The following is a 15,778-nucleotide window of genomic DNA, read 5'->3' on the forward strand; positions in this document are numbered from 1 at the left end:
GAAAGGCTAGTCCGGCAAACCTCCGAATTGGTTGCGAACTGCTCCGTTATGGAGGCGAAAGCGCGCGTTCCATCTCCGCCACGCGGCGGCGCACATGACCGGCGACATAGGCACTCGGCGAATCGCACGCGCGCTCGAGCAGCGCCTGCGTCTCTCCGTCCGGCCCCGCCCCGGCGAGCGCGTCGAGCGCGGTCACGCGCATCCGGTCGCACGGGTGGTCGCGTGCGAAGGCGGCGGCGAGATCGCGCCCGTTGCCGATGTGGACGGCAACCGTGAGCAGCGCCTCGGCGGCGGTGCAGGTCAGCCCCTCGGCGATCACGCCGCGGCGGATGTCGAAGCGATATTGATCGAGCCAGGGCTGGGCCGGATCGGCGCCGAGGATGTTGAGCGAGACCGAGAAAGCGTCGGGCGGAAGCTGGACGTGGATGTCGCGGCGCATCCGGTAAAGCATCAGCCGCCCCGGCTCGAGTTGCGCGCGCTCCACGAACCGAAGCCGCGCATCCTCGCCGGGAAGGCCGGCGAGCGCGTCGACGTCATACTCGAAATAATCGCTCCAATAGCCCGGCCCCAGATAGCCATAGGTGAGGAAGGGGAAATTATGGTCGTGCGGCAGATCGTAGAAGAAGGCCGCGGGGCCGCTCGCGCGCACCAGCGGATCGGCGCGCGTGGGCCAGAAGTTCGCACGGACGAGGAAGCGCCCGTCGGGCGGATGGAGCAGGAAGACCTGCGCGCCATAGCCGTTGCCGCCATGCTGGCCTTGGCACCGCGACTTGAGCTCGTCGATCGCCAGCTCAGCCAGGAAGCTGCGGTTGCGCCCCAGCCGGGCGAGCAGCGGGCCGAGCGCGGCGAAAGAATCCTCGTCGCGCACGTCGCAATCGGTGGCGGTAAGCGCTTCGATCAGCTCGGCGAGCCCGATCGTGTCGCCCTCGCCCGGATCGATCAGGCGCGGCACGCGATCCGCTCCGGATGCGCGGCGAGCGTATCGAGCGTCCGGCGCGCCGCGGCGCGCACCTGAGGGTGGGGGTCGTCCCCCGCCATCCGGGCGAGCCGCGGCAGCGCCGCCCCCGCATCGAGCATCAGCCACTCGCGCATCGCTGCCCAGCGCAGCTGGTGCGCGGCGTCGCGCGTGGCCTTGTCGAAGCAGGGCTCCGCGTCGGCGCGACCCGAGGCGCGGAGGAAAGCGAGCAGCATCTGGGCGCGCGAGCTGCGATCGTCGCCGTCGGCGACGCGGACCAGCTGGCCGGTCTCGAGATCGAACTCGCGCAGCAGCGGTGCGGCGCCCGCGCGGATCGTGGCGGTGAGCGTGACCACGTCGCTGCCGGCACCCGCGAGCAGCCGTGCCTCGCGCCGCCCGTCGATCCGCTCGACCGCCCCCTCGGCGAGCGTGACCGGCGGCGCGCCGGTGCAAGCTTCGCCGCGATCGTCCGCGCGCCAGCGGCGCCAGTGCGCGCCGCCCGAACGCAGCACCCGCGTCACCGTCACCCGGCCGGAAAGCACGATCGTGCGCGGTGCCGGCAGCCGCGCGAGCGCCGCGGCGTGGGTGACGCTCGCGATCAGCGACACCGCCGGGCTCTCGTGGATCGAGAATCCTGTCCGGGCCGCATCGCGGCGGGGGCGAAACGGCGGCTCGAACAACGGATCGCGGGCCAGCGCCGCGAGCAGCGGATCGAGCAGCGCCGCGATCCAGCGGCCGTCGGCAAGCAGCTGCTCGGCGCGCTCGGCCGCGGGCTCGGCATCATCAAGCGGGCAATCGGCGAAGGCGCGGCGCAGTGCCCGGGCCTCGGGAAGCGCGAGCCAGCGGCGCGCGACTTCACGCGAATGCGCCTGCGAGTCGGCCAGTGCCCCGCGTAGAGCCTCGGGAAAGCCTGGCACGCGCGCGTCAGACCGGGGCCAGCTCGTAGATCAGCTCGACGATGCCGATGATCATTTCGAACAGCCCGTCGACGCCGCTCGCCTCGATATCGATGAAGCTGCCGTGCACCGCCACCGGCATTTCGAGCTCGGCGATATCGGCAGCGTCGATGCGGAACATTTCCATCGGTCGGTCCCCCCTTGTTGTGACCGGCCGAGGCTAGCTCGGGCACGCGCGGCGTCACCTTACATCTCTGTAATCTCGGACGGTGGGCGGATTTGCGCGCGGGGACCGGCCACGCTACGGGCGCTGCATGAGCGAAACGCCCGTCCGCGGCTTCGATCCCAGGCTCCTGTTCAACGGCCGCTTCGGCGGGCACGGGGGGCGGCTGGGCATCGCCTATCATGCGCATGGCGACGATTGGTGCGCGCTGGCGCTCCCCTACAAGCCCGATCTGGTCGGCGATCCCGGCTCGGGCGTGCTCGCATCGGGCCCGATCCTCGCGCTGATGGACATGGCGACCAGCGTCGCGGTGTGGCTCAAGCTGGAGGGCTTCCGCGCGCATGCCACGCTCGATCTGCGGATCGATTATCTGCGGCCCGCGCGGCCGGGGCAGACGGTGATCGGGCGCGGCGAATGCTATCGGATCGCACGCTCGGTCGCGTTCGTCCGCGGCCAGGCGCACGACGGCGATCCCGAGGATCCGATCGCGCATGTCGCGGGCACCTTCATGGCGACGGAGGGCTATTGGTGACGATCCCGCCCTATGCCGAACTGCTGGGCCTGACCGTCGAGCCGGGCGATCCCGCGCCGACGCTCGTCATGCCCTTCGGCACCGATGTGGTCGGCCGGCCGGGGTTTCTCCACGGCGGCGCGATCGGCGGGCTGCTCGAGATGGCGGCGGTTGCGGCGCTCCACCAGGCGCTGGAGGCCGAAGGCGGCGGGCGCGTCAAGCCGATCAACCTGACCGTCGACTATATGCGCGGCGGCCGCGACAAGCCCACGCGGGCGCGCGGCACGGTGACGCGGCTCGGCAAGCGCATCGCCAATGTCGACGCGATCGCCTGGCAGGACGAGGAAGACCGCCCGATCGCCCGCGCGCAGCTCAACTATCTGATCGCGCGGTAGGGGGTCTGCGAGTGGACCCACCCGCAATCCTCCCCCGCCAGGGGGAGGTGGCATGCGAAGCATGACGGAGGGGGAGGAAGCACGCCGGTCATGTTCTGGCATCCGCCTCCTCCGACGCCTTCGGCGCCACCTCCCCCTGGCGGGGGAGGATAAAGCGGCTGCAGCCGGATCGAAGCTCCACATTATTGCCTGGCAAAATAGGATTTGTTCTGCTTTCGTTCAGGCATGGACGAGCAGCAGAATCCCCGCGCCATGGCGCTTCATCCCGGTCGCTTGACCGGCTCGGAAATGCGCATACGTGTCAAGCAAGTGTCAACGGGCGGACCGCCGAAAACGCAAAAAACCCGCAGAAATCCGTGCTTTTCCAATCCAACTAAAAGGTTGGCGCGTCCGCATTTGCCAACCTTCTGGTTGGCTATGCCTTCGCCAGCTTCCCGGCTGGGAAGCGGGAAGAGCGGGATGACAACGCCCACGCCCGCCGTATTCCGGATCGGCATTTGGTGAGTCTTTCGGGTCACACCACCAGTGCTTGAGCCTGTGGATAAGTTTCGGACTCAACATCTGGGCGGGTGCCGGAATGTTCCGCGGCGTTAACCGTTTGGCAGGCGTTTTCGTTAACCAATGTTTGCTTGACGGCGGAGTCCGCGGCCGACGATTACCGCCGCTCGAAAAGGGAGCTGAGGCTGATGGGCGTGCTGGTAAAGATCGATGAACGGAGCCGTTCGGCTGCCCCCAAGGCGCCCGCCGAGCTTCCGCTCGACCAGATCCTGCGGGGCGACTGCATCGCCCGGATGCGGGAGCTGCCGGCCAAGTCGATCGACCTGATCTTCGCCGATCCGCCCTACAACCTCCAGCTCGGCGGCGACCTCAATCGCCCCGACGGCAGCCATGTCGACGCAGTCACCGACGACTGGGACAAGTTCGACAGCCTGGCGGCCTATGACAAGTTCACCCGCGAATGGCTGGCCGAGGCGCGGCGCATCCTGAAGGACGACGGCTCGATCTGGGTGATCGGCAGCTACCACAACATCTTCAAGGTCGGGTCGGCGATCCAGGATCTGGGCTTCTGGATCCTCAACGACATCATCTGGCGCAAGGCCAATCCGATGCCCAATTTCAAGGGCACGCGCTTCACCAACGCGCACGAGACGCTGATCTGGGCGTCGAAGGGCGAGAAGGCGCGCTACACCTTCAACTATCGCAGCATGAAGACGCTCAACGACGAGCTGCAGATGCGCTCGGACTGGGAGTTCCCGATCTGCGGCGGCCCGGAGCGGCTCAAGAAGGACGGCGTCAAGATCCATCCGACCCAGAAGCCCGAGGCTTTGCTCTACCGGATCCTGCTGGCGACCACCAAGAAGGGCAACGTGGTGCTCGATCCCTTCTTCGGCACCGGCACCACCGGCGCAGTCGCCAAGCGGCTCGGCCGGCGCTGGATCGGCATCGATCGCGAGGGCGTCTATGTCGAGGCGGCGCAGGCGCGCATCGACGCGGCGCTGCCGCTCGACGAATCGGCGCTGACCACGATGCAGGCGCCCAAGGCCGCGCCGCGCGTCGCCTTCGGCCAGCTCGTCGAGAACGGCTATCTGGCGGCGGGCACGGTGCTGATGGACAGCAAGCGCCGCTGGCGCGCGGTGGTGGGCGCCGACGGGTCGCTGCGCTGCGACGCGGCGGCGGGCTCGATCCACAAGGTCGGCGCCACGCTGCAAGGCGCGCCGTCGTGCAACGGCTGGACCTTCTGGCATTACGAGGCCGAGGACGGGCTCAAGCCGATCGACGCTCTGCGCCAGACCTATCTGCTTGCTACGCAGCCCTGATCCGATCCTCCCCGGCACGGGGAGGGGGACCGCCGCCGAAGGCGGTGGTGGAGGGGGCTCGTCGCAGGGGGCGTCGCTGGTGGAGAACCCCCTCCACCAGCCTACGGCTGGTCCCCCTCCCCTTGCCGAGGAGGATCGAGTAGGGCCCGACACATGAACCTTCCCGCCGCTGCCCGGCTCTATCTTCGCCCCGTCCAGTTCGCCGACACGCCAGTCGGCCGCGACGGCGAGGTTGCGCGGATCGCCGGCGGTCTGAGCTGGTGCAGCGCCTATGAGCTGATCGCGGTCGAGGACGGCCGGCGGGTGCTCCAGCGGACGATTCCCGTCGCCGAGCTTCCCGACGACGAACGGCTCCAGGCGCTGGCAGCGCGGATCACGGCGCCGCGCGCGCCGCTCCAGCTCGGCGAGCGTGTGCTGCGGTTCGATCAGCCGCAGGTGATGGGCATCCTCAACGTGACGCCTGACAGCTTCTCCGACGGCGGCCGCCATGCCGCCGACGCCGAAGGTGCGGCCGCCGCCGGAATCGCGATGGCGTCGGCGGGCGCGAGCGTGATCGACGTCGGCGGCGAATCGACTCGACCCGGCGCGGAGCCGGTGTGGGAAGGCGACGAGATCGCGCGCACCGTTCCGGTGGTCGAGCGGCTCGCGCGGAGCGGCACCGCGGTTTCGATCGACACCCGCAAGGCAGCGGTGATGGAGGCGGCGCTCGCGGCGGGGGCGCATCTGGTCAACGACGTCGCGGCGCTGCTCTACGACGACCGCGCGCTCGAAATGGTGGTGCGCGCGGGCTGCCCCGTGGTGCTGATGCACTCGCCCGATCCGGCCAAGGGCGGCCACGGCACCGGCGACTATGGCGATGTGCTGCTCGACGTCTACGACTGGCTCGAACGACGCATCGGCGAAGTGGCGGCCGCAGGCGTGGACCGCGCCAAGATCGTGGTCGATCCGGGGATCGGCTTCGGCAAGTCGCTGCAAGACAATCTTGCGCTGCTGGGTGGGCTGGCGCTGTTCCACGGGCTCGGCTGCCCGATACTGCTCGGCGCGAGCCGCAAGCGGATGATCGGCGCGCTTTCGAACGAGGCGCCGGCCGACGCGCGGCTCGGTGGCTCGATCGCGCTCGCGCTCAAGGGCGCCGAGCTGGGCGCGCAGCTGATCCGCGTCCACGACGTGTTCGAGACAGCGCAGGCGCTGCGCGTGTGGCGCGGAATGCGCGACGCCGCGCTGGTGGCGCTATAGCCCCAGCTTCCGGGCGACGAGCGGTCGCGTGAGGTCGCGCACCGCGTCCTTGCCGATCCAGCGGCAGGTGCGGTCGTCGGAGGCTGCGAGTGCTTCCGCCATCGCCAGCGCCTCCGCATGGAGCCCGCGCCGGTGGCCCAGCGCCCGCAGTGCCCAGCTCACGCCTTTCTTGACGAAGTTGCGCGGGTCGACGGCCGCCTGTTCCACCAGCGGCAGCAGCGCGGCGAGCTCGCGGTCGTCGAGCGTCTTGGCATGGGTGGCGAGGCTGGCGAGCAGCGCGAAGGCGGCACGGCGGACGAACTCGCGCTCGTCCGGAGCCCATTGGCGTATCTTGGCGAGCGCATGCGGGGTCTTGTCGAACAGGTGGAAACAGGCGGTGTCGCAGGTCGCCCAATTGTCGAAGCCCGCCGCCCAGCGGTCCATCAGCGCCGGGGTCATCGCCCTCGGGTCGGCGACGAATCAGGCGAGCAGCCGCGCTTCGTAGATGCCGGCGCCCCACAGTGCCTCGGCGAGCGGCTGGTCGCGTCCGATGCGCTTCCCCAGTGCGCGGATGTCGCCGACCCCAGCACCCAGCGCGCGCTGGCGGGTGACGATGCCGTAGCGCGCCATGGCTTCCACGGCGCCGGGACGGCCGAGCGCATCGAGTTGGGCCAGAGCATCTTCGAGCTTCGACATGGCACACCTCTTCGCGGCGACCGAAAAGCCCTCTCCCGCAAGCGGGAGAGGGCCCTCAAAGCGTATAGCCGCCGTCGCTCACCAGCGTCGATCCGGTCATGAAGGCGCAATCGTCGGAAAGCAGGAAGGTGATCTGCGCGGCGATCTCCTCGGGCTTGGCGTAGCGACCGAGCGGTGTGGCGAGCCTGGCCATTTCGGCGAAGGCGGCGTCGCGGCCGATCTCGGCGGCGCGCTGGGCGAACATCGGCACGGCATCCCACACCGGCGTCTCGACGCCCGCGGGTGCGATCGCGTTCACGCGGATATTGTCGGGTGCGCCTTCCTTGGCGGCTACCTTCGCGAGCTGGATCAGCGCCGCTTTGGACGCGGCATAGGCGGCGATTCCCGGCTCGGCCTTCACGCCCGCAGCCGAGGCGGTGAGCACGATCGACCCGCCGCGGCCGCGCAGGGCGCGCATCGCCGCGCGCAGCGTGAGGAAGGCGCCGTCGAGGTTGACCGAGAGGATGCGGCGCCATTCGTCGAAGCTGAGGCCGGCAATCGTTCCCGCGCCCGCCACCCCGGCGTTGACTACGGCATGATCGAGCCCGGCCAGGTCGAGCGAATCCCACAGCGCCTCATCGCGCACGTCTCCCCGGACCGGCGTTGTCGCGCAGCCGAAATCGGCGGGCAGAGGCGCGCTGTCCACCAGCACCAGCCGTGCCGCTCCCTCGGCGCAGAGCATGCGCGCGACCGCCAGCCCGATCCCGGAGGCCGCGCCGGTCACGAGGATCGTTTTGCCGTCGAATCTGTTTCCCATCGCGCCGGGATATCCGAGCCCGGCGGCTGCGAACAGCCACGGAGGCGGGCATGCGCGAATCCGAGCGACGCTATTCGAACGTTTCGATCCTGCTCCACTGGACGATCTTCGCGCTGGTGCTGGCCAATGCGACGGTCGGCGGGTGGATGGAGGAGGCGGACGGGCCGGAGAAGCTGCGCTATTTCATGTTCCACAAATCGATCGGCATGACGGTGGCTGCGCTGACGCTGGTGCGGATCGGCTGGCGCATCGCCCATCCCTGGCCGGCGTTCCCCGACAATATGGCGACCTGGGAGCGCGTGCTCGCGCGGGGCACGCACATCGCCTTCTACCTGCTCCTGCTGGCGGTGCCGCTGCTTGGCTGGGCCGCGGCCTCGGCAGGCGGTGCGCCCCCCGTCGACTGGTTCGGGCTGGTGCCGGCGCCCAACCTGCCGGTTCCGCGATCCGACGATCTCGGCGACACCCTGGGCGACACGCACAAGCTGCTGGTGAAGGCAGTCTATCTCGTGCTCGCGCTCCACGTCGCGGGCGCGCTCAAGCACCATTTCCTCAATCGCGACCTGGTGCTCCACCGGATGCTGCCGCTGATCCCGCCGCTGCGCCGGCGCGATTGAGCGATCAGGCTGCGCTCTGGTCGATCCCCAGCTCGCCGAGCTTGCGGTAGAGTGTCGAGCGGCCGATGCCGAGGCGCCGCGCAACTTCGGTCATGCGGCCGCGATAATGGCCGATCGCGAGGCGGATGACGTCGGCTTCGATCTCGTCGAGCGCGCGTAGATGGCCGTCGGGGCGGAACAGGGTGATGCCGGCGTGCGCGAACCCCTGCGGCGCGGTGCCTTCGCCGCCCGAGCGGCCGGCGGCGAGCTGCGCGATCTGCGGAAAGTCGGCGCGGGTGAGGCCGTCGCCCTCGCACAGCACCGCGGCGCGGAACAATGCGTTCTGGAGCTGGCGGACGTTGCCCGGCCAGTCATAGCCGCCGAGCAGCGCGAGCGCGTCGTCGGTGATGCCCAGCTCGCGTAGGCCCGGCTGCTGGGCGATGCGGCCGAGCAGGTGACGAGCCAAAGCCGGGATGTCGCCGGCGCGATCGCGCAACGGCGGGATCGACACCTGGACGACGTTGAGCCGGTAATAAAGGTCTTCGCGGAACCGGCCCGCCTCGACTTCCGCGAGCAAGTTCTTGTTGGTTGCGGCGATCACGCGCACGTCGACTTCGCGGGCATGGCGGGCGCCGAGCGGTTGGATCTCGCCCGACTGGAGCACGCGCAGCAGCTTCACCTGCGCATCGAGCGGCATCTCGCCGACCTCGTCGAGGAAGAGCGTGCCGGTGTCGGCTTCCTGGAAGCGGCCGATCTTGCGGTCGAATGCGCCGGTGAAGGCGCCCTTCTCGTGCCCGAACAGCTCCGATTCGACCAGGTTCGCAGGGATGGCGCCGCAATTGATCGAAATCAGCGGCTTGCGGGCACGCGGCGAGGCGGCATGGATCGCCTCGGCGATCACTTCCTTGCCGACGCCGCTCTCGCCCTCGATCAGCACGGGCACGCGCGCGCGCGCCGCCTTGGCCGCGACCGCCAGTGCGGCGCGGAACTGCGGCGCCGAGCCTACGATCTCGTCGAAGCCGAGCGGCGCGGAGAGCTTCTCGGTGAGCGGGCGCAGCTCGCCGGCCGATTTGCCGCCCACCGCCGCCTCGAGCGCAGCGACGAGCCGTTCGGCGGCGACCGGCTTGACCAGGAAATCGGTGGCGCCGGCACGCATCGCATTGACCGCGGCGGACACCGAACCATTGGCAGTGAGCACCAGGATCGGCAGCTGCGGCCGCCGCGCGCGCAGCTCGGCGATCAGCCCGGTAGCGTCGGCATCGGTGGACGGATGATCGAGGATGACCGCTTCGAGCGCCATCCCCGCCGGCGTGTCCAGCGCGTCGAACGCAGCCTCGGCCGCGTCTGCGAAAAGCGCGCGCCAGCCCCGGCGCGCAGTGATCGCCGCGACGAGTCGGCGCTGCGCCGGCTCGTCGTCGATAAGCATCAAAAGGCGCTGCCCAGTGCGCGTCATTCAGATGTTCCCGTCCCCAACGACCCAAGCGGATCGTTCCCCCAGTAGACGATAACAGTAAAATTCCTTTTAAGCGTCTATACAATTCCGACGTGCACCTGGGCTTGAGAGCTATGGGCCCGGCGGCTACACGTCGACCAGCATTGCGTAGAACTTGCGTCCAGGGGATCAGAAGGCATGGCCGACAACGGCGAGAACACCACCGAGCTCAACGTGCACGAGGGCACCTACCACGGCTTCACCAAGATGATGCTGTGGGGCACTGTGGGGTGCTTCCTCGTCGCCGCCTTCGTCGTCCTCACGATCGCAAGCTGACGTGAAGATCGCGGTGCTCAAGGAGGCCGCCGCCGGCGAGCGGCGCGTTTCCGCGACTCCCGAGACCGTCAAGAAGTTCATCGGGCTGGGTGCCACGGTGGCGGTCGAGGCCGGGGCGGGCGAGACGGCGTCGATCGCCGATCAGGGCTATGCCGATGCGGGCGCGACGCTCGGGTCGCGCGCCGAGGTGCTAAAGGACGCCGACATCGTGCTCGGAGTGCAGGGCCCCGATCCCGATGCGCTGCCGGGGCTAAAGCAGGGCGCGTGGATCGTCGCGGGGCTGAATCCTTTCGGGGAGCGCGCGCGAGTCGACCGCTATGCCGCGCTCGGCGCCGAGGCGCTGGCGATGGAGTTCATGCCGCGCATCACCCGTGCGCAATCGATGGACATCCTTTCCTCGCAATCGAACCTCGCCGGCTACAAGGCAGTGCTCGATGCGGCGGCCGAATATGGCCGCGCTTTCCCGATGATGATGACTGCGGCGGGCACGGTAAGCGCCGCCAAGGTCTTCGTGATGGGCGTCGGCGTCGCAGGACTCCAGGCGATCGCTACCGCGCGGCGGCTGGGGGCGCAGGTCTCGGCGACAGACGTGCGCGCCGCGACCAAGGAGCAGATCCTGTCGCTCGGCGCGAAACCCATTTTCGTCGAGAATGTGAAGGGCATCGAGGGCGAAGGCACCGGCGGCTATGCCACCGAGATGTCCGACGAGTACAAGGCGGCGCAGGCCGAGCTGGTCTCGAGCCACATCGCCAAGCAGGACATCGTCATCACCACGGCGCTGATCCCGGGGCGCCCGGCGCCGCGGCTGATCAGCGACGCGCAGATCGCGAGCATGAAGCCCGGCAGCGTGATCGTCGATCTCGCGGTGGAAGCCGGGGGCAATGTCGAGGGTGCAGTCGCGGGCGAAGTGGTGACCGTGCACGGCGTCAAGATCGTCGGCCACCGCAACGTGCCGTCGCGGCTGGCGGCGGACAGCTCGGCGCTGTTCGCGCGCAACTTGTTCAACTTCCTCTCGGCCTTCTGGGACAAGGAAGCCGGCAAACCGGTGCTCGACGACGAGATCGGCAACGCGATCCGCCTGACGCAGGGCGGCAAGGTGGTGAACGAGAGGTTGTTGGCATGATCAATCCTCCCCTGGAAGGGGAGGTGGCGCGCGCAAGCGCGACGGAGGGGTGTCCCCCTTCGCGCTGGAGCACTTCGCTTTCGACCGGGACACCCCTCCACCACGCCTTCGGCGCGGTCCCCCTCCCCTTGCAGGGGAGGATTTGAGCGATGCTGCAAGGTACGCCTGAAAACAACCGACGTGCGAAGGAGGCGCGCAAGGAGCTGTCGTTGCCCGAGGTTTTGCTTTGGGGGGCACTAAAGACGCGTCCGCAAGGCTTGAAGTTCCGCAAGCAACATCCGTCTGGGCCCTATTTCGCGGATTTCTACTGTCATCAGGCCCGGATGATCGTCGAAGTCGATGGCGACGGGCATAATTTTGGTGACCGTCCTCGACGCGATGCGATCAGGGACAATTGGTTTCAAGCCCGCGGTCTCGACGTGCTGCGCGTGCCGGCGCGCGAAGTGCTTCGCGATCTCGACGGCGTCGTTCGCGGGATCGTCGATCGGGCCGCGCAGCGGTTCCGCGATCAGGAGTAACTCATGGACTTCATCTCGATCCTTTCGATCTTCGTGCTGGCGTGCTTCGTCGGCTATTACGTGGTCTGGTCGGTCACGCCGGCGCTGCACACGCCGCTGATGGCGGTGACCAATGCGATTTCCTCGGTGATCGTCGTCGGTGCGCTGATCGCATCGATGGCGGCGGGGGCCGAGATCGCGAAATGGCTGGGACTGGTCGCGGTCGCTTTTGCCAGCGTCAACATCTTCGGCGGGTTCGCCGTCACCGAGCGGATGCTCGCCATGTACAAGAAGAAGGAGCGCTGAGTTGGGGCACGAGGCTTCCTCCTTCGATTCCTGGGTGGCACTCGCCTATCTGATCTCGGGCGTCTGCTTCATCCTCGCGCTGCGCGGCCTCTCGTCGCCGGCCACCAGCCGGCGGGGCAATCGCCTCGGCATGATCGGCATGGCCATAGCGGTGATCACCACGCTGATCACCCACGAGATCGCGAGCCCGATCGAGCTCGGCGCCGCGATCATACTTGGTGGCGCGGTCGGCTGGGTGACGGCGCGGCGGATCGCGATGACAGCGATGCCGCAGCTCGTCGCGGCCTTCCACTCGCTGGTCGGCATGGCGGCGGTGCTCGTCGCGGCCGCGGCGTTCCTCAACCCGCAGGCGTTCGGCATCGCCGACCTCGTGATCCCGATGATCGGCCAGCCCTTCGCCAGCATCAATCCGGTGAGCCGGATCGAGATGGGGCTGGGCGTCGCGATCGGCGCGATCACCTTCTCCGGATCGGTGATCGCCTTCCTGAAGCTCAACGGCAACATGAGCGGCAAGCCGATCATGCTGCCCGGCCGGCATGTCATCAATCTCGCCGTGCTTGCCGGCATCATAGGGCTGATCGGCTATTTCCTCACCGACCAGAGCCCCTGGGTGTTCTGGACGATCACGGCGCTGAGCTTCGTGATCGGCTTCCTGCTGATCATCCCGATCGGCGGCGCGGACATGCCGGTGGTCGTCTCGATGCTCAACAGCTATTCGGGCTGGGCGGCGGCGGCGATGGGCTTCACGCTCCACAACACCGCGATGATCATCACCGGCGCGCTGGTGGGCAGCTCGGGCGCGATTCTCAGCTACATCATGTGCCGGGCGATGAACCGCAGCTTCATCAGCGTGATCGCGGGCGGCTTCGGTGGCGACAGCGGCGGGGGCGCTGCGGCAGCGGCTACCGATCGACCGTGGAAGCGCGGTTCGGCCGAGGACGCGGCGTTCCTGATGCAGCAGGCCGAGCAGGTGATCATCGTGCCCGGTTACGGCATGGCTGTCGCGCAGGCGCAGCACGTGCTCCGCGAGATGGGCGACAAGCTCAAGGAGCATGGCGTGCGGGTGAAGTACGCGATCCATCCGGTGGCCGGCCGCATGCCTGGGCACATGAACGTGCTGCTGGCCGAGGCGAACGTGCCCTATGATGAAGTGTTCGAGCTCGAGGACATCAACAGCGAGTTCGCGCAGACCGACGTCGCCTTCGTGATCGGCGCGAACGACGTGACCAACCCCGCGGCCAAGACCGACAAGTCCTCGCCGATCTATGGCATGCCCGTGCTCGATGTGGAGAAGGCCAAGACCGTGCTCTTCATCAAGCGATCGATGGGCGGCGTCGGCTATGCGGGCGTGGACAACGAGCTCTTCTACCGCGACAACACGATGATGCTCCTCGCCGACGCGAAGAAGATGGTCGAGGAAATCGTGAAGGCGCTCGACTAGGCAGGGGGAAGCTTCGTCGCGCGCCACAGTACAGGGGGCGGCAATGGCGAATATAGGCGCAATCATCGGCGGTGGATTCGGGCTGATCCGCCGCCATCCCGGGCCCGTGCTCGTATGGGGCGCGATCTCGGCGGTCAGCGGCGTCGCGATCGGCTGGGTACAGTGGCGGCTCGGCGTGCCGGCTTCCGACGAGGCGAGCGCCGCCAGCCTTCTCGGCCGCGGCGCGCTGGGGACATTGCTCGGCTTGCTGTCACTCGTCATCTCGACCGTGCTTTCCGCCGCCGCCTTTCGCGCGGTACTCAGGCCGCAGGCGGGCGGGTTCGCCTTTCTGCGCCTGGGGCGTGACGAGGCGCGGATGATCGGGCTGACGCTGCTGCTCTATGTAATCACCATCGTCGTGGGCATCGTCGGCGCGGCGGGCTTCGCTTTTCTCGTCGCCCTCATCGGGTTCGTCACCGGCAGCCAGACGGCCGCGCAGACACTGGCATCGCTGCTCGTGCTCGCCGGGCTGGGCGCCCTCATATTCGTCTTCGTGCGCCTCTCGCTGGTCTATCCGCTGGTGCTGCTTCGACGCCGGATCACCATCGACGACAGCTGGGAGGCGACGCGCGGCCATTTCTGGTCGCTGCTCGGCACCTACATCCTGCTCGCGCTTATCTCCTTCGCGCTGGTGATGCTGGTGATGCTGCCGGTCGCGGGGGTGCACGTGCAGCAGATGGCGAGCGGCGGCATGCGATCGTGGAGCACGATGCAGCCGTTCGACATACGCGGCCTGGCCGCGCTGGCGCCGGGCGCACTGCTGGGGTTGGCGGCGAGCGTGGCGGTCAACACGCTGCTGCTCGCGCTCTGGTCAGGCGCATTGGCGACTGCCGCGCGCGATCTGGCTGAGGCCGAGGACGAGCCGCAGGTGATTGAAGAAGAGGGACATTATTGAGGCGCGCGGGGCGAAGGCTCCGGAATGGAGCATTTGCCAACCGCCCGGCCGCCCCATCCGATCCGAAACCTCCGGAATGGAGGAAGCTCGACTCAACCGTTTCGGAGTGATGCGGCACTCTGGAACAGAAGATGAACTGCAAGGGGGCTGGAATGGCGGAGCAGGGCATGAACGCGTGGGGCGAAGACTATTCGATGGCCCCCAATCTTCTGGTGATCGCCGACGATCCGGAGCGTGCGCACAAGACCGAGCGCGCTGCGGAGCGGGCTGGGCTGCGGGTCACCGCGAGCGTGGATTTCGCGCATGCAGCCGAAGCGCTTGGCCAGATCGCACTCGACATCGTGGTGATCGAAGCGGAGCGCATCGCCGCCGATCGGCTCGAACCGCTGCTGACGCGCCTGGATGCGCTGGCGGCCGATCCGCGGATCGGCGTGGTGGCCATCGTGGATCAGGACCAGATCGATCTCGCGGCGGCGACGCTGTTCGGGAGCAACCGGCAGATCTTGTGCGATCCGGATGTGGGGGAGCGGGCGCTGGCGCTGGGGTTTGCCGGATTGGTGGCGGGGCGGCTCAACGACGTGTCGCGCGATGCCGAACGGGCGCGGCTCGAGCGGCTTCACGAGGAAGTGGCGCGGATCGCCGATACGATTGCGCGGATGACGCGGGGCGAGGAAATGTTGCCGCGCGCCAGCGGACCGGTGCGATCGCCGGGGCTCGATTTCCGCGGCCCGGACGAGGACGAGGTGCGGGTGACGAGCGCCGAGCTGCGGGCGGTGCTGCGTGCCCGGCGGATGCGCGCGCAGTTCTTCGATGGGGCGCTGTTCGCCGACCCCGCCTGGGACATGCTGCTCGACCTGTTCGCCGCCGACCTCGAGCGGCGGCGGGTTTCGGTATCGAGCCTGTGCATCGCCGCTGCGGTGCCGCCGACCACCGCGCTGCGCTGGATCGGCACGCTCCACGACGCCGGGCTGTTCGAGCGCCAGCCCGACCCCGCCGACCGCCGCCGCGCCTATATCGCGCTGAGCTCCAAGGGGCTGGAGGGGATGCGCGGCTACATCGGGGCGATCAAGCGGGCCGGGCTGCAGCTGGTCTAGCCCCCTATTCCTGGACCGGCTGGCGTTCGGCGACCGGTGCTGCCTTGGCCCAGCCGGTGACGCGGGCGTCGGCTGCCCTGAGGACGGTCACGACTGCCTGGGTGGAGGTGTCGCGGCACCCTGTATCGAAGTTGAGCTTGGCCGGCGTCGCGCCGCGCAGCCAGCGGACTTCGCCATAATGCTGGTCGGTGATGCGGTTGGTGCAGGGGAGCTGCTGTCCGGCGTGGCGTTCGGCCTCGGCGAGCTCGGCTTGCAGCTCGGAGAAACCCACGGGCCCGGCGTCGAAGCGCCGGGTGGCCAGCGTGCGGGCATCGAATATGTTCGGCTCGGGCGTCGTCTGGCTGCCCTTGCCGTCGGCGCCGACCGACCAGCGCGACACCAGCTTGCCCCAGGAGCGGGTTTCCATCTCGATCCGCTCCGCCGGGGCGGCAGGAGCAGGACCTGGCGGTGGCCCTCCGGCAGCGCATCCGGCCAGCGTGGCGAGCGCCAGCAGGGCCGCGAGACGGGCACCCGCCACG

General features: G+C 68.7%; 18 protein-coding genes and 1 pseudogene. 12 read left to right on the top strand and 7 right to left on the bottom strand.

Features of this window, described 5'->3' with window-relative positions; genetic code table 11:
- Positions 1 to 46 precede the first annotated feature (46 nt).
- Genes ACMGDH_RS04340 through ACMGDH_RS04350 form a run of 3 tightly spaced genes read right to left on the bottom strand, consistent with a single transcriptional unit; the run spans position 47 to position 2,038 of the window.
- Complete coding sequence (locus ACMGDH_RS04340; RefSeq protein WP_436826681.1) at positions 47 to 952, bottom strand: transposase; 906 nt, start codon at positions 950 to 952, stop codon at positions 47 to 49.
- A complete protein-coding gene (locus ACMGDH_RS04345) occupies positions 940 to 1,872 on the bottom strand; it encodes a hypothetical protein (protein ID WP_436826682.1) in 933 nt (310 codons plus the stop codon). The genes ACMGDH_RS04340 and ACMGDH_RS04345 overlap by 13 nt, the downstream gene beginning before the upstream one ends.
- 7 nt (positions 1,873 to 1,879) lie before the next feature.
- Complete coding sequence (locus ACMGDH_RS04350; protein WP_436826683.1) at positions 1,880 to 2,038, bottom strand: hypothetical protein; 159 nt, start codon at positions 2,036 to 2,038, stop codon at positions 1,880 to 1,882.
- A gap of 127 nt (positions 2,039 to 2,165) precedes the next feature.
- On the opposite strand from ACMGDH_RS04350, the gene ACMGDH_RS04355 reads away from it, so the two are divergent.
- The 4 genes from ACMGDH_RS04355 to folP all read left to right on the top strand — a co-directional run bounded on the left by ACMGDH_RS04355 (position 2,166) and on the right by folP (position 6,033).
- Complete coding sequence (locus ACMGDH_RS04355) at positions 2,166 to 2,606, top strand: PaaI family thioesterase (RefSeq protein ID WP_436826684.1); 441 nt, start codon at positions 2,166 to 2,168, stop codon at positions 2,604 to 2,606.
- On the top strand, positions 2,603 to 2,980 hold the full coding sequence (locus tag ACMGDH_RS04360; protein ID WP_436826685.1) for a PaaI family thioesterase: 378 nt from the start codon (positions 2,603 to 2,605) through the stop codon (positions 2,978 to 2,980). Before ACMGDH_RS04355 ends, ACMGDH_RS04360 begins: the two co-directional genes overlap by 4 nt.
- 686 nt (positions 2,981 to 3,666) lie before the next feature.
- The gene (locus ACMGDH_RS04365; RefSeq protein WP_436826686.1) at positions 3,667 to 4,797 is read left to right on the top strand and encodes a site-specific DNA-methyltransferase; all 1,131 of its coding nucleotides are present in this window, start codon (positions 3,667 to 3,669) and stop codon (positions 4,795 to 4,797) included.
- Between the two features lie 153 nt (positions 4,798 to 4,950).
- Positions 4,951 to 6,033, top strand: coding sequence for a dihydropteroate synthase (gene folP / locus ACMGDH_RS04370; RefSeq protein ID WP_436826687.1), 1,083 nt, complete (start codon positions 4,951 to 4,953; stop codon positions 6,031 to 6,033).
- On the opposite strand, the pseudogene ACMGDH_RS04375 reads toward folP, so the two are convergent.
- Together ACMGDH_RS04375 and ACMGDH_RS04380 are read right to left on the bottom strand one after the other, a co-directional pair.
- Positions 6,028 to 6,708, bottom strand: a pseudogene (locus ACMGDH_RS04375) (DNA alkylation repair protein). The gene folP and the pseudogene ACMGDH_RS04375 sit on opposite strands and share 6 nt — an antisense overlap.
- A 55-nt stretch (positions 6,709 to 6,763) precedes the next feature.
- A complete protein-coding gene (locus ACMGDH_RS04380) occupies positions 6,764 to 7,504 on the bottom strand; it encodes an SDR family NAD(P)-dependent oxidoreductase (RefSeq protein ID WP_436826688.1) in 741 nt (246 codons plus the stop codon).
- A gap of 50 nt (positions 7,505 to 7,554) precedes the next feature.
- Here ACMGDH_RS04380 and ACMGDH_RS04385 point away from each other — a divergent pair, with 50 nt between their 5' ends.
- Positions 7,555 to 8,118 carry a cytochrome b gene (locus ACMGDH_RS04385; protein ID WP_436826689.1) on the top strand — a complete coding sequence of 188 codons (564 nt, stop codon included), beginning with the start codon at positions 7,555 to 7,557 and terminating at the stop codon, positions 8,116 to 8,118.
- A gap of 4 nt (positions 8,119 to 8,122) precedes the next feature.
- On the opposite strand, the gene ACMGDH_RS04390 is transcribed toward ACMGDH_RS04385, so the two are convergent.
- Positions 8,123 to 9,550, bottom strand: a complete 1,428-nt coding sequence (locus tag ACMGDH_RS04390; protein WP_436826690.1) for a sigma-54-dependent transcriptional regulator — start codon at positions 9,548 to 9,550, stop codon at positions 8,123 to 8,125.
- A gap of 177 nt (positions 9,551 to 9,727) precedes the next feature.
- Between ACMGDH_RS04390 and ACMGDH_RS04395 the strand changes: the two genes are divergently transcribed.
- From ACMGDH_RS04395 to ACMGDH_RS04425, 7 genes are all read left to right on the top strand, one after another.
- Complete coding sequence (locus ACMGDH_RS04395) at positions 9,728 to 9,865, top strand: aa3-type cytochrome c oxidase subunit IV (protein ID WP_436826691.1); 138 nt, start codon at positions 9,728 to 9,730, stop codon at positions 9,863 to 9,865.
- A 1-nt stretch (position 9,866) separates the two neighbouring features.
- Positions 9,867 to 10,988: a Re/Si-specific NAD(P)(+) transhydrogenase subunit alpha gene (locus ACMGDH_RS04400; RefSeq protein ID WP_436826692.1), complete on the top strand. Its 1,122-nt coding sequence runs from the start codon at positions 9,867 to 9,869 to the stop codon at positions 10,986 to 10,988.
- Between the two features lie 149 nt (positions 10,989 to 11,137).
- Positions 11,138 to 11,506, top strand: a complete 369-nt coding sequence (locus ACMGDH_RS04405; protein WP_436826693.1) for an endonuclease domain-containing protein — start codon at positions 11,138 to 11,140, stop codon at positions 11,504 to 11,506.
- A 3-nt stretch (positions 11,507 to 11,509) separates the two neighbouring features.
- Positions 11,510 to 11,791, top strand: a complete 282-nt coding sequence (locus tag ACMGDH_RS04410) for an NAD(P) transhydrogenase subunit alpha part 2 (RefSeq protein WP_436826694.1) — start codon at positions 11,510 to 11,512, stop codon at positions 11,789 to 11,791.
- Between the two features lies 1 nt (position 11,792).
- Positions 11,793 to 13,232, top strand: coding sequence for an NAD(P)(+) transhydrogenase (Re/Si-specific) subunit beta (locus ACMGDH_RS04415; RefSeq protein ID WP_436826695.1), 1,440 nt, complete (start codon positions 11,793 to 11,795; stop codon positions 13,230 to 13,232).
- Positions 13,233 to 13,275: 43 nt separating this feature from the next.
- On the top strand, positions 13,276 to 14,166 hold the full coding sequence (locus tag ACMGDH_RS04420; RefSeq protein WP_436826696.1) for a hypothetical protein: 891 nt from the start codon (positions 13,276 to 13,278) through the stop codon (positions 14,164 to 14,166).
- Positions 14,167 to 14,333: 167 nt separating this feature from the next.
- Positions 14,334 to 15,260, top strand: coding sequence for a hypothetical protein (locus tag ACMGDH_RS04425; RefSeq protein ID WP_436826697.1), 927 nt, complete (start codon positions 14,334 to 14,336; stop codon positions 15,258 to 15,260).
- A gap of 4 nt (positions 15,261 to 15,264) precedes the next feature.
- On the opposite strand, the gene ACMGDH_RS04430 is transcribed toward ACMGDH_RS04425, so the two are convergent.
- Positions 15,265 to 15,777, bottom strand: coding sequence for a hypothetical protein (locus ACMGDH_RS04430; RefSeq protein WP_436826698.1), 513 nt, complete (start codon positions 15,775 to 15,777; stop codon positions 15,265 to 15,267).
- Between the last annotated feature and the right edge of the window lies 1 nt (position 15,778).

Origin of the sequence: Sphingomonas radicis, assembly GCF_051400635.1 — a bacterium.
GTDB lineage: Bacteria > Pseudomonadota > Alphaproteobacteria > Sphingomonadales > Sphingomonadaceae > Sphingomonas.

Coding starts and splice junctions, on each gene's coding strand:
- ACMGDH_RS04425 (WP_436826697.1), top strand. CDS start 14,334: ATGAACGCGTGGGGCGAAGACTATTCGATGGCCCCCAATCTTCTGGTG.
- ACMGDH_RS04355 (WP_436826684.1), top strand. CDS start 2,166: ATGAGCGAAACGCCCGTCCGCGGCTTCGATCCCAGGCTCCTGTTCAAC.
- ACMGDH_RS04385 (WP_436826689.1), top strand. CDS start 7,555: ATGCGCGAATCCGAGCGACGCTATTCGAACGTTTCGATCCTGCTCCAC.
- ACMGDH_RS04395 (WP_436826691.1), top strand. CDS start 9,728: ATGGCCGACAACGGCGAGAACACCACCGAGCTCAACGTGCACGAGGGC.
- ACMGDH_RS04410 (WP_436826694.1), top strand. CDS start 11,510: ATGGACTTCATCTCGATCCTTTCGATCTTCGTGCTGGCGTGCTTCGTC.
- folP (WP_436826687.1), top strand. CDS start 4,951: ATGAACCTTCCCGCCGCTGCCCGGCTCTATCTTCGCCCCGTCCAGTTC.
- ACMGDH_RS04390 (WP_436826690.1), bottom strand. CDS start 9,550: ATGACGCGCACTGGGCAGCGCCTTTTGATGCTTATCGACGACGAGCCG.
- ACMGDH_RS04350 (WP_436826683.1), bottom strand. CDS start 2,038: ATGGAAATGTTCCGCATCGACGCTGCCGATATCGCCGAGCTCGAAATG.
- ACMGDH_RS04365 (WP_436826686.1), top strand. CDS start 3,667: ATGGGCGTGCTGGTAAAGATCGATGAACGGAGCCGTTCGGCTGCCCCC.
- ACMGDH_RS04405 (WP_436826693.1), top strand. CDS start 11,138: ATGCTGCAAGGTACGCCTGAAAACAACCGACGTGCGAAGGAGGCGCGC.
- ACMGDH_RS04420 (WP_436826696.1), top strand. CDS start 13,276: ATGGCGAATATAGGCGCAATCATCGGCGGTGGATTCGGGCTGATCCGC.
- ACMGDH_RS04380 (WP_436826688.1), bottom strand. CDS start 7,504: ATGGGAAACAGATTCGACGGCAAAACGATCCTCGTGACCGGCGCGGCC.